The sequence below is a fragment of the Acidimicrobiia bacterium genome (genome assembly GCA_018057765.1).
In the GTDB taxonomy this organism is placed as follows: domain Bacteria; phylum Actinomycetota; class Acidimicrobiia; order IMCC26256; family JAGPDB01; genus JAGPDB01.
Genome location: JAGPDB010000020.1, coordinates 23,390 through 35,388, shown reverse-complemented (window position 1 = coordinate 35,388; position 11,999 = coordinate 23,390). Strand labels below are relative to the sequence as shown.

Genomic DNA, 11,999 nt, shown 5'->3' with positions numbered 1-11,999 from the left:
AATTGGTCCCGTGGTGAAGTCTGGAGTTCACGCCGCCCTGTCAAGGCGGAGGTCGCGAGTTCAAATCTCGTCGGGACCGCTTCACATACTAAAAAGGTAGGCTTCTACTACCCGAAGAGTATGTGTGTGGCTGGGTAGCTCAGTCGGTAGAGCACACGCCTGAAAAGTGTGGGGTCACCGGATCGACGCCGGTCCCAGCCACAAAAATTTCTTTAATTATTTTTATATTTTGGTTTTAACCCTAAAGTTTTGCGTACAAGTTTTGTTTGTTTAGAAAATTGTTCTAAGTTAAAAGGAGCAAGCGATAATAAATACTCAAAAGAATTTTCTCGTGTCCAATCTGAATTACCTTGTCCAAGTTCTTCTACTCCGCTAGCAATCATAGTTAAATATGCAGTAGTTGCTGGATTTAAGAAATGATCACTATCTGCATGTTGTTCAATTAAATCTTCTGGAAGAGACACTTTTAACACAGCTAAATTATTTTTTATAGTTTCTTTATCTTCTATATCAAATATTGGTTGACCTAAATAACTTTGAACTAATGCCATCTCATAACTAAATGGCGAAGTAAAACATATTGCGCGCAATGTTTCTCCATCAACATCAACATCACCTAAATACAACAGTCCGGAATAATGACCTTCAATATTGATCTCATATTTTTCCCCATTAGGGAGAATTATGGCATTATTGCCTGTACGATTTCGCAAGTCAATTAAAGGGTTTTCCAATGTTAATGAATAAATTAGTTCTTCAGCTAGTTCTATTTGACCAATTCCCAAATCATTTTCTTGGCTCATGACATCACAAAATTGCTCGATAGTAATTGGGTATCCAGCAGAAAGCATTTCTTTTCTTTGAATAATATCACTCAATAATTCTGTTTTCACATTCACATTCCGAAGTCCATCAAATTCAAAACCTTCTTCTAAATGTTTGAAGCCGACTGTTCCTAATCCACCAAAATGATTATTACCTATTCCGCTGTATGGAGCCTCCCCCCATACATCATTAGACCTCGCAAAATATACATGATGGATATGGCTAGCTAAAACAACCTTATTTGTAGGCGGTGTATTATCCCTACACCCTTTGTAAATTCTGTGTGTACCCTTTACTGGACCACCACTAATATATGCCATGAACCTTGCAGTTCTCATGTTTGAACCTATTGAGGCATATAGTATTTTTTTATCATTTGACATTTGTTTAATTATATTTCAAATATAACATGAAAAAACCAGTCAACATCCCCCGTTAACTGGTTTTAAAAAATTATATTGCAGATAGATTTAGTATCAACAAGTATGCGAAGGTTTAGCCTTCTACGTCTTGCTCTACTTCAGCTAAAAATGATTTGATTTCTGAAGCTTTAAATCTTCGGTGACCACCAAGTGTTCTGATAGCAGAAATTTTTCCTGAGCGTGCCCAACGTGTTACCGTCTTTGGATTCACTCTGAACATTGCTGCGACTTCTGATGGAGTCAATAGAGCTTCTTCGTCATAATTGGTAGCCATTGCTTCCCCTTTTCCTTTGTATACGATCTACCCGTTGTGGGCTAATTCGTTGCAATTGCCGAGTGTTAACTTGTTAATTACTTAAGTTAATATCATAGTACATTAATCTACGATGTGCAAAATGCCTAGTTCGGGGTATATTACGCAATACGAGTATAATTTGAATATATACAAATACCCCTAAATGGGTAACATATTTATGCGTTATCTAGCAGGACATTCCCATTGCCTTTAGCTATTTCACCTATTAAATATGATTTACGTCCTGATGTCTCGATTATTTGCTGAATTTTCGAAACGGACTCCTTATTTACAACTAAAACATATCCTATACCTAGATTGAAAACTTTTTCCATTTCACTTAAGGCAACATTACCATGTCGTGCAATCTCGCTAAATATTTGTGGTACTTCCCAAGAGCCACGAGTAATTTGAGCATTAAGATTCTTAGGCAACACACGAGCAACATTACTTCTAATGCCACCACCTGTAATATGTGCACAGCCATGTACACCATTTACGATATCACCACACTGAGTATCGGCATATATTTTTTGCATTACAGAAGAATAAATTACACTAGGATCAATCAAAGCATCTCCAAGTGAAATATCTGCACCTTTCCATGCTGGAGTATCAAGGGGACGAGCCGCTTTTGCCTTCTCACCAATAAATATATCTCGCACTAAAGTAAATCCATTTGCACGAATATTTGGTGAATCAATACCTATAATAATATCGCCTTCACTTATATTTTGTGGACGAATTTTTGTACGTTCAACTACACCAACAGCAGTTCCACTTAAATCAAAATGTCCAGGTTCTATGAGTCCACGATGATCCGACATCTCACCACCAATTAGTGGAACATCTGCCAAAAGACATCCCTGGGATACTCCTTTAACTATCTGTTCCATTACGTCAGGGTCCATTATTCCGACTGCAACATAATCAAGAAAGAAAAGTGGTTTTGCACCCTGGGCTGCTATGTCATCAACATTAGCTGCTACTAGGTCTATACCAATAGTGTCATATTTTCCAAGCTCAAAAGCTATTTCGCTTTTTGTGCCAACGCCGTCTGTACCAGAAACCAAAACTGGTTGCTTGTATTCTAAAGGATCGAAGGCGAGACATCCCCCAAAGCTTGTCTCGCCACTCGAAAGCACGTTCTCATTATAAGTAGATTTAACATGATCTTGAATCAATTTAACTGAGGCTTCGCCAGCTTCAATATCTACCGCATAAGTTGTTGAGTCTGTTTTTGTCAAAATGCACCTTTAGAGTTAGATCCTTCGACCGGCTTAGCTAGCTCAGGATAACCAGAGGACGAAGTCGCCTCAGGATGACTATCTTTAGTTGAGAAAAATACTGGAACGAAACCTGAGCTTGTTTCAGTTTCAGTTTCAGAAATTTGTTTCAATTCGTCAGCATCAACCTCGATTGCAACATCCACATCATACTTTCCAGTTAGACATGCTGTACAAAAAGAATTGGGTGATGAGTCAGTGGCTCGTATCATTGCATCGACGTTCAGATAGCTTAATGAATCGGCACCTATATAGTCACAAATCTCGCCAACACTCATATTCGCTGCCAAAAGTTCGTTACGAGAACCAGTATCAATACCAAAAAAGCATGGCCATCTGTATGGAGGTGAGGATACGCGAAAATGAATTTCTTTCGCACCGCTTTCACGCAACATCGCAATTAATGCTTTGGTCGTTGTGCCCCGAACAATTGAATCATCAATAACTACCAACGATTTACCTTCGATATTTTCACGAATAGGATTTAGTTTCATTTTTACATTTTTAGCGCGCGTTTTTTGGTCGGGAGAAATAAACGTACGTCCAACATAACGATTTTTTACGACGCCATCACCATACGGTATTCCAGTTTCTCGAGCAAAACCCTGTGCTGCTGGTACACCAGATTCTGGAACAGGCATTACCATGTCTGCATTGATTGCAGGTGCTTGACGCGCCAATTCTTCACCCATTCGTTGGCGAACAGCATGTACTGATTTACCATATAGTTGCGTGTCGGGTCTGGCGAAATAAACGAATTCAAAAACACAAAGTTTCGGTCGCGCTTCTATAAATCGTAATGATGTAACTCCATCATCATTAATGATTACCATCTCACCTGGCTCAATATCGCGAACAAAATGTGCGCCCATAATGTCTAAAGCACATGATTCACTAGCTAAGGCCCAGCCATTTTCAAGTTTTCCTAAAACTAATGGGTGATAACCCTGCGCATCCCTAGCTCCAATTAAGGTATCTTCATTCATGAAGACCATTGAAAAAGCGCCTTCGAGTTGAGGCAAAACTTCACCTAGAGCAATTTCTAATGGTGAAGATATTCTGTCGTCCACATTAGTGATTGAGGACTGTGAATTCAATCCCTCTACATCATTTTTAGTCATAACACGTTCAATAAGTTGTGCTACTAAATCTGAATCAGATGTCGAATCGATACCATATGTAGGTTGCGAGATACCAGGAAATTGTCCTAATAATTCTTGTAATTTATCCGTGTTGGTTAAATTTCCATTGTGGGCAATAGTGAAACCCATGTCTCCAATAGAACGAAATAAAGGTTGCGCATTTTCCCAATGAGAAGAACCCGTGGTTGAATAACGAACATGACCTATAGCAATATCACCGTCGAGTGGAGCAAGTTTTCTTTCATCGAATGCATGAGAAACAAGTCCCATATCTTTTACTATAGTAATTTCTTCTCGATCACTGGTTGCAATTCCTGCTGACTCTTGACCGCGGTGTTGTAAAGCAAATAAACCTAAATACGCAAGACTTGAAGTTATTTCACCGGGAGAATACAGGCCAACAATTCCGCACATTAATTATATTCTAGCTTGTTAGTGTTGTTGTTGACGAATGCCTTGGAATGTTTATAAGACAGGACATAATTCGAAGCTAAATTGAGCTTCGACAGGATCAGGTAAAGCGAGTTCAAATGTTCCGTCACTTACATTAATTTTAATATTGGCACCTAGTTTAGCTTGCCGATAAACATCCTCATCAACAACCATACAAAAACGTTTGTCACCCTTTTGTTCTTCAACAAATATGAGGTATTGCTCTTTATCAGTAGTTTTATTAACGTTGGGTTCATATGAATTAATACATTTTATATTTGTTCTGGAAAACTCTGGTTTATTAGGTTTTGAAACAGGTATAGGTGTACAAGTACCAAGGTCTGCTAAATGATTTAATTTTACAAAACTGTAATAACGCTGTTGGTAGATATAGCCAACAAGAATTTCATAGTCGTATTTGGTCTCATATACAGGTTCACAATGTTCGTCTTTTTCTGCAAAACATAATTTACCCCAACAGTCAGGATCGTTTATGCCTATTTCGAAGAATCCGTCTTCTACAGCTTGACATCTATCTACTACTTTTTCTAATTCGAGTTTACGAACTTCTCCACTAGGTAAAGTATCCGCATTATTAAATTTGACCCAGTTCGGTTTTACATCTTTTATCACTTTGTCATCAAAATTACTTTTAAGTCTTGGATCTGTTTTAGATTTTTTGCCTTTCCAAACTACTTTTCGTCCCTTTACGTCCGGCCCTTCTTCGGGCATAGTGTCAGCTAATCCCGGTTCCCATCTATCACCTATAACATCGGTTTCTGTAGTCTCATCAAAACCCGTAACTTGACCTTCGACAGGAGAAGAACATGAAGTAAAAAAACCCAATACAACAGCTGTAAAAATAGGCGCGATTCTTCTTTTGGCTAAATTTTTCATGAAGTATAATTATAAAACAAAAATCAAAATAAGACAAATGCGACACTGACTATATTTCGACCTAAAGAATAGATTTCATTCTATTACCTATGAAATTTATTATCTTAAAATGATGTGGTCGTGCCTGGGCGTGGTAAATACCTTTTTCAACCGAGAACATATATGATACACAACAAGCCAACAAAACTGGCAGGGCAATAGCCACGCCAAAGAGCTCCATTCCAATTACTGCACTGGCGATTGGTGTATTCGAAGTACCTCCAAATACTGCTACTAAACCGAGAGCAGCGATAAAAGCCACGTCCATTTTGAAAAATCTTCCAAAGCTATAAGCTAAACCTGCGCCTAGTGTAGCCCCAATAACAAATAGTGGAGTTACCTCTCCCCCGATAAATCCAAAGCTCAATGCAATTACTGTGACAAGGATTTTAATTGCGAAAACGCTAAGTGCAACGTTGTTCCCATACATTGCGTCTTTAATTAACGATATAGACAGGCCTTGGTATTGGCTTCCGAAACCATAGAAAGCAATTATCAAAATGATTCCGCCGATGAATGGTCGCAATGGAGAATATTTTATTTTGTTAGAAAAGTTTTTTTGTAAAAATCGAATCGATAGCGAAAAAATATTACTAGTAATACCAAAAATGATACCTAAAATTAGTATCTTTGCCCAAAATGAAATGCTCAAATGGTCATTAAAAGAAAAACTTATATTTGGATAGTCGAAATGATGATAACCAGTTAATAGCACCATATAGTTACCTATAAACGATGTTGCAAGCACGGGTAAAATCAATTCAATTTTTAGTTTTCCAATTTTTTGTACTTCTAAAGCAAAAATTGCGCCGGCTAAAGGTATACCAAACACGGCGCCAAATCCACCAGCTTTTGCACAAACTAAAATTACTTTTCTAGATTTGTCATTTTCTTTTAATAATTTTAACTTCGAAAAAAACATTTCAGCAAGGCTCGATGAAAGTTGTAGTGCAGTACCTTCACGTCCGACTGATGCACCGAATAGGTGACTGAGCCAAGTCCCCACCATAACGAAAAAGCCCATTTGACGAGGTAAAAGCTTTGTTGGTTCATGTAACTGGTTTATAACTAAATTCGTACCCTTGGAAGATTCTCCACCATATCTAAAATATATATAACCAATAAAAAATCCTGCTAATGGCAATAGATAAACTAACCAAATGTTTTCAATTCGAATTTCACTAACCCAATCTAAAACATACAAAAAAAGTGCAGATGAGAGCCCGGCCAATATCCCAATGGGAATTGTGTAAATAAGCCAACGCAGTTGTGTTCGAAGTTGCATTCTTAGCTTCATCATAGAGTATCCATCTAAGTTGCTTTCATTAGAGGTTCGTTAGAGTACCAAATAATAATAGCTTGATGGACACTATTCGAATTACTATTTTATATAAGATAATTAATTGCGGTACTTTCTAGAAATCTAGACCACCAAAGCCTCCAGGAGGAGGAGGAGGAGATGAAGGTGTCGGTGCATTCGTGGGTACCTCGCCACTTGGGTCTCTTACTTTATTGGTACCAATAGCAGCGACATTTATTGCAAAACTAGATCCTAATAGTGCTTTCCCTACATCACCATAAAGAGCACTGGTGCTAGCTTCAGGCTTATTAACCATTTGGGCTGGAGTATCACCAGGAGAAATGGGCTCAGGATCAACTTTAGTGTGATTGCTCATAAAAAAGGCGCCCATGCCTAAGGCAAAAAGGCCTGCTCCTGTTACCCGAAGCCGAGTTATCAATTATTGGAGATTCATATTAATCCTTTAGTATCTTTTATTACCATATATGCCATTTCATTTTTTGTCAAGCCATTTACTGCCGAGACCATAAAAAGCAAGGAAGTAAAGTCAAGAGTTACCTTCTGGATTACCTGTGTCCTGTATAAATCCGACTCTGGCATTGGGACAAAGCCCAAGAATAATTGGTAGCTAATAGGCGAAGTTACCCCAACAGGCGGTATTCTTTATTTGTGATTTTAGATAATGAAGCCAACCCACACGTAGGTTATTGCATTTGGCTAAGTGGCCGGCCTGGTTCTGGCAAGCATACTTTGGCACGACTTGTATATGGAGAACTCACACGACGCAATATTGTATGCGAATTACTTGAACGTGATTCAGTAGCCCGTTCATTAGATTTGGGCCCAAGACTCGTTGGAGATGGCACTACTGATACTAGACGTTTAGGTTGGATTTCAACATTGCTTGCAAAACATGGTGTAACTTCTATTGTTGTAGCAGACACTACGTGGACAGACGCGGCGGAAGAAACTCGAGTTAATATCAATAATTTTGTTGAAGTATTTATAGATACGCCACAAGACCTCTGCATTGAACGCAAAGGATCCGATGCAGCAGTTGATTACAGCAAACCTATAGCACCAGAACTTAGAGTTTTAACCCATGACAGAGACGAAGTTGCAAGTGCTGCACAAATAATTTCTTTTTTAGAGCTACGTGGGCTTTTTACTTAATTTATAAATATTGATACACAAACAGCTTGGGATCATTTATTCCCACAAATTGAATCTATTGACTCTTCAACAGAAATCACTAAAGAATCCACAATAGACAAAATCCATGAACAATGGCCTGTTACATCAACTATTAGCGTTGAAAGTCTCGACATTGCACCACAAAACTACTACTTATCGTGAATAGCTTTTTCTAAAGAATTTTGTAATGTATCCTTAATTTCATTTAGTTCAAGATTTATAATTTCTTGAGCACCAGATCTAATTATTCCATGGTTTTGATTTTCGTTTTTTACTGCTCTACCAATTACTGTTGTACTTAGTAATTCTGAATTAAAACTAGACATAACATCATTTAGACAATCTTGTTTAACAGATATAATGAACCTGCCGGGGCCTTCGGCGAATAATGACCAAAGAGCGGAAGCATTAGCATCTATTGCAACATCAAAACCACAATCTGAACTTGAAGCCATTTCGCAAAGAGCAACTAATAATCCACCTTTAGAAATATCATGAATTGCACTCAAGCTACGCGTATTGATTTCGCTTTGCATTTGTGTAAATACAAAATCTCGAACTGCCTCAATAGTTTTAACTGAAAGTTCTAAATCAACGACAGGACACATACCTTCACGCTCGTTATTCATAGTTGCCAATTCACTACCAGCTAAAACAACATCGTCACGATCATCAAACGAAGAATTTGCATACTGTGCTGTTTCAAGCAATACTAAAACGTCATCACCGCTAAATTTAATTCCTGGTGCACGATATTTAAGATTCTCAACAGTTCCAACAATACCAAACACCGGAGTTGGATCAATATTTTCACCGTTACTCTGATTATAAAAACTTACATTACCACCGACCACTGGAATTGAGGCCGCAATACAAGCAGCACTTGCACCATTGATAACTTCATCGAAACTATTCATAACAGCAGGTTCTTCAGGGGAACCGAAGTTTAGATTATTTACCATAGCTTTTGCAGTTGCTCCAACACAAGCAATGTTGCTCAAGCCTTCGAGCAAGATAGCTATTGCGCCGTTATAAGGATCTAAGCCTGCCCATCGTCCTTTTCCGTCAACACTAAGTGCAACTCCTGCACTAGCACCATGAATACGAAGTAGCGATGCATCCCCACCTGGTTTCTCTACTGTTTGCAAAAATAGTTGATGATCATATTGTGAAAAAATCCATTTTTTTGAAGCTATATTGGGTTGCGCTAGAAGTTCTAAAGCCAAATTATTATAGTTTTCTATACAATCATATTTTTCTTGTAAAGCTTGATCAACATCGCTCTCTTGACGAGTTGCTAATTCTGGATCGGCTTCATTTGGCCTATCGTATAAAGGGCCATCGCCAAGTGCCCCGACTGGAACATCCGCCATTATTTCTCCGCCATCACCATCAAAACCTTTATCTCTAATAATAAATCTTTTAGTATCAGTGATTTTTCCTATTAGCGAAGCATCGATCTCCCATTTTGTTGCCAATGCTAAAACTTCATCTAATTTTTCTGGCGTACAAATAATCAACATTCGTTCTTGCGATTCACTAGTCATAATTTCTGGAGCAGTCATTTCTTTTTCACGTAAATGAATAGCGCTTAAATCAATATCTATACCCATATCGCTAGCAGCAGCAGATTCTGAAGTTGCACAGCAGATACCAGCAGCACCTAAATCCTGAACACCAACTGCAAGTTTCTTATCTAATAATTCTAAAGTTGCTTCAATAAGTTTTTTCTCTGTAAATGGATCGCCAACTTGAACAGTAGGACGCGCTACCTCTACGTCATCTTCAAACGAAGCACTAGCTAAAACAGATGCTCCACCTATACCATCACGACCTGTGGATGCACCTAAAAGTACAGCTAAATTACCTACACCGCTTTCATCTTCTGAAGCACTTGCACGTGCCAACATCAAACGAGATTTCGGCAAAACTCCTAATGCCATAACGTTGACTAAAGGATTTCCTTTATAACATTTATCAAAAACAGTTTCACCACCAACAGTAGGTACACCAACAGCATTACCATAACCGCTAATTCCGCTTACCACTCCTTCAGCTATATAGCGAGTACGAGCATCATCAAGAGTTCCAAATCGCAATGAATCTAATAAAGCAATAGGGCGAGCACCCATAGAAAAAATATCTCGCAAAATACCGCCAGCACCAGTAGCCGCACCTTGGTATGGTTCTATAGCACTTGGATGATTATGTGATTCAATACGAATAGCAAGTGCCATGTCATCACCGATATCAATCACCCCAGCACCTTCGCCTGGGCCGACTAAAACATGCTCACCTTTTGTTGGAAAGTTTTTCAAATATTTCCGTGAAGATTTATATGAACAGTGTTCTGACCACATTACTGAGAACATTGCTAGTTCAACATCGTTGGGTTCACGATCACCTAATACTTTTATAATTTCTTGGTATTCTTCTTTTGTTAAACCAAGTTGTTGATAAATAGGTTTTTTGTCTTTAGGCATTATCGATTCTTTTTCTACTACAGTCAATTTTTCTCCTAGTAACTATTTTAATTTAAGATCCGAATTCAAAACCAAGATCTGGTGCGGTTATTGAACTAACGAAAGTTAAATCTCTATCCTCACAAATTTTCGAAATCTCTCCACCTCGATCAAGAAGAGCAGCAACTGCAACTACAGTGCAGCCATAAGCTTGGACTGCATCAATAGAAGGAATAAGTGACCCACCAGTTGTAACTGTATCCTCTACAATTAATACTTTCTGACCTGGTTTTAAAGGACCAGCAATTAATGCACCGTCGCCGTGACCTTTAGGTTCTTTTCTAACTGCGAAAGAATTTTTTCCAGTAACTGAAGCAACTGCCATCGCAACAGGAATAGCGCCAACAACTATTCCGCCAACTGCATCAAAATCGATTAAATTTTTTCCAGTTGTTTCTTGTGCTGCAACTAGAGCATCCATTATTCCATGACCAACAAGTTCTATAGAATCACCTCGAAAAGTTAAATCTCGACCTACGCAATACCATTTTGATTTTCGCCCAGAAGCCAAGGTGAAATCACCTTCCGTAACACAGTGCTTTTTAAAAGCATCAACTATAAGTTGTTGTGTTGGCCTTAATTCCATAGTTTTCATCTTTCATCTTTCCAAATTAAGCGTCAATTAATTTAGCTTTTGATTCTGTTGCTGCTAACACAAAAGAATCAATCATTTTTTTGCCATCTGTTGAACCTAATATTTCTTCATATGCACGTTCAGGATGAGGCATCAAACCAACAACATTGCGTTCTATATTACAGATGCCTGCAATTGATTCTTTAGAACCATTTGGATTATTAACATAACGCAAAACTATTTGATCATTTAAAACTAACGTTTTATAAGTCTCATCACTACATGTATAGCTGCCTTCGAAATGATTTATTGGAATTGTAGCCTTTTCACCTATTTCCAATTCAGAAGTTAAAGGCGAATTATTACTGACAACCTCCAACTCAACTTCTTTACACAAAAATTTCATGCCGTCATTTTTTCTAAGGGCACCAGGTAATAGTTTCGCTTCGCACAATACTTGAAATCCATTACAAATCCCTAAAACCGGTTTAGCACTAGAGGCAAATTCTTCAACTGATTTCATTATTGGTGAAAATCGAGCTATTGCACCCGTACGTAAATAGTCGCCGTGTGCAAAACCACCAGGAATGATGATTCCGTCAACTCCAGACAAATCTGTATCACTATGCCACATCATCTTTGTACTTGCCCCAGCAATAGTTACAGCATGTTGAGCATCAAGTTCACAATTAGTACCTGGGAAAATGATGATTGCAATTGTTGGTTTAGTAGAAACATCAACCATTAGGCATTAGCCGATTCATTGATATCAAAACTATAGACTTCAATTACTGGGTTTGCTAATAATTCTTCACACATTTTTTCTACTTCTTCTTTTGCGGAATTCTCATTTGTTGATTCAAGATCAAAAGTAATTGTTTTTCCTACTTGCGCATTAGTCACACCTTGAAAATTAAGTGCAGGTAAAGCACGCAATATAGCTGCAGCTGTTGGATCCAATACTCCAGGAAGAGAAGAAATTTGTATCTTTACATTGAAGTTTGCCATATATATAGAATAGTAGTTTTTGATCGATAGAACTAAATTGCAAAAATTATTATAGTGATATGG

General features: G+C 38.1%; 12 protein-coding genes and 2 tRNA genes. 3 read left to right on the top strand and 11 right to left on the bottom strand.

Going from position 1 to position 11,999, the window contains the following annotated elements; all coding sequences use genetic code 11:
* Window positions 1–4: 4 nt before the first annotated feature.
* Window positions 5–79 (top strand) — tRNA-Asp (locus tag KBF89_07140).
* A gap of 49 nt (window positions 80–128) precedes the next feature.
* Window positions 129–201, top strand: a tRNA-Phe gene (locus tag KBF89_07135).
* Between the two features lie 11 nt (window positions 202–212).
* Here the strand turns inward: KBF89_07135 and KBF89_07130 are convergent.
* The 7 genes from KBF89_07130 to KBF89_07100 all read right to left on the bottom strand — a co-directional run bounded on the left by KBF89_07130 (window position 213) and on the right by KBF89_07100 (window position 7,014).
* Entirely contained in the window at window positions 213–1,208 is a 996-nt protein-coding gene (locus KBF89_07130; protein MBP9116100.1) for a hypothetical protein, read from the bottom strand.
* A gap of 112 nt (window positions 1,209–1,320) precedes the next feature.
* Window positions 1,321–1,521: a helix-turn-helix domain-containing protein gene (locus KBF89_07125; protein MBP9116099.1), complete on the bottom strand. Its 201-nt coding sequence runs from the start codon at window positions 1,519–1,521 to the stop codon at window positions 1,321–1,323.
* Window positions 1,522–1,718: 197 nt separating this feature from the next.
* Window positions 1,719–2,789: a phosphoribosylformylglycinamidine cyclo-ligase gene (locus KBF89_07120; GenBank protein MBP9116098.1), complete on the bottom strand. Its 1,071-nt coding sequence runs from the start codon at window positions 2,787–2,789 to the stop codon at window positions 1,719–1,721.
* Window positions 2,786–4,384, bottom strand: a complete 1,599-nt coding sequence (gene purF / locus KBF89_07115) for an amidophosphoribosyltransferase (GenBank protein ID MBP9116097.1) — start codon at window positions 4,382–4,384, stop codon at window positions 2,786–2,788. Before purF ends, KBF89_07120 begins: the two co-directional genes overlap by 4 nt.
* Before the next feature lie 51 nt (window positions 4,385–4,435).
* Window positions 4,436–5,299 (bottom strand): hypothetical protein, encoded by an 864-nt coding sequence (locus tag KBF89_07110; GenBank protein MBP9116096.1) that lies wholly within the window; start codon window positions 5,297–5,299, stop codon window positions 4,436–4,438.
* 61 nt (window positions 5,300–5,360) lie between these two features.
* Window positions 5,361–6,638, bottom strand: a complete 1,278-nt coding sequence (locus KBF89_07105; protein ID MBP9116095.1) for a chloride channel protein — start codon at window positions 6,636–6,638, stop codon at window positions 5,361–5,363.
* A gap of 115 nt (window positions 6,639–6,753) precedes the next feature.
* Window positions 6,754–7,014: a hypothetical protein gene (locus tag KBF89_07100; GenBank protein MBP9116094.1), complete on the bottom strand. Its 261-nt coding sequence runs from the start codon at window positions 7,012–7,014 to the stop codon at window positions 6,754–6,756.
* Window positions 7,015–7,307: 293 nt separating this feature from the next.
* Between KBF89_07100 and KBF89_07095 the strand changes: the two genes are divergently transcribed.
* Entirely contained in the window at window positions 7,308–7,811 is a 504-nt protein-coding gene (locus KBF89_07095) for an adenylyl-sulfate kinase (GenBank protein ID MBP9116093.1), read from the top strand.
* Between the two features lie 170 nt (window positions 7,812–7,981).
* On the opposite strand, the gene purL is transcribed toward KBF89_07095, so the two are convergent.
* From purL to purS, 4 genes are read right to left on the bottom strand one after another with little or no spacing between them, the layout of a single operon-like run.
* Window positions 7,982–10,342 (bottom strand): phosphoribosylformylglycinamidine synthase subunit PurL, encoded by a 2,361-nt coding sequence (gene purL / locus KBF89_07090; protein ID MBP9116092.1) that lies wholly within the window; start codon window positions 10,340–10,342, stop codon window positions 7,982–7,984.
* Window positions 10,343–10,367: 25 nt separating this feature from the next.
* Complete coding sequence (gene pyrE / locus KBF89_07085; GenBank protein ID MBP9116091.1) at window positions 10,368–10,949, bottom strand: orotate phosphoribosyltransferase; 582 nt, start codon at window positions 10,947–10,949, stop codon at window positions 10,368–10,370.
* Between the two features lie 16 nt (window positions 10,950–10,965).
* The gene (gene purQ / locus KBF89_07080) at window positions 10,966–11,673 is read right to left on the bottom strand and encodes a phosphoribosylformylglycinamidine synthase subunit PurQ (protein MBP9116090.1); all 708 of its coding nucleotides are present in this window, start codon (window positions 11,671–11,673) and stop codon (window positions 10,966–10,968) included.
* On the bottom strand, window positions 11,673–11,942 hold the full coding sequence (gene purS, locus KBF89_07075; GenBank protein ID MBP9116089.1) for a phosphoribosylformylglycinamidine synthase subunit PurS: 270 nt from the start codon (window positions 11,940–11,942) through the stop codon (window positions 11,673–11,675). The genes purQ and purS overlap by 1 nt, the downstream gene beginning before the upstream one ends.
* Window positions 11,943–11,999 lie beyond the last annotated feature (57 nt).

Bases quoted from the DNA above. Each gene is read 5' to 3' on its own strand.
- KBF89_07130 (MBP9116100.1), bottom strand. From the start codon at position 1,208: ATGTCAAATGATAAAAAAATACTATATGCCTCAATAGGTTCAAACATG.
- KBF89_07125 (MBP9116099.1), bottom strand. From the start codon at position 1,521: ATGGCTACCAATTATGACGAAGAAGCTCTATTGACTCCATCAGAAGTC.
- purF (MBP9116097.1), bottom strand. From the start codon at position 4,384: ATGTGCGGAATTGTTGGCCTGTATTCTCCCGGTGAAATAACTTCAAGT.
- KBF89_07110 (MBP9116096.1), bottom strand. From the start codon at position 5,299: ATGAAAAATTTAGCCAAAAGAAGAATCGCGCCTATTTTTACAGCTGTT.
- KBF89_07105 (MBP9116095.1), bottom strand. From the start codon at position 6,638: ATGATGAAGCTAAGAATGCAACTTCGAACACAACTGCGTTGGCTTATT.
- KBF89_07100 (MBP9116094.1), bottom strand. From the start codon at position 7,014: ATGAGCAATCACACTAAAGTTGATCCTGAGCCCATTTCTCCTGGTGAT.
- pyrE (MBP9116091.1), bottom strand. From the start codon at position 10,949: ATGAAAACTATGGAATTAAGGCCAACACAACAACTTATAGTTGATGCT.
- purQ (MBP9116090.1), bottom strand. From the start codon at position 11,673: ATGGTTGATGTTTCTACTAAACCAACAATTGCAATCATCATTTTCCCA.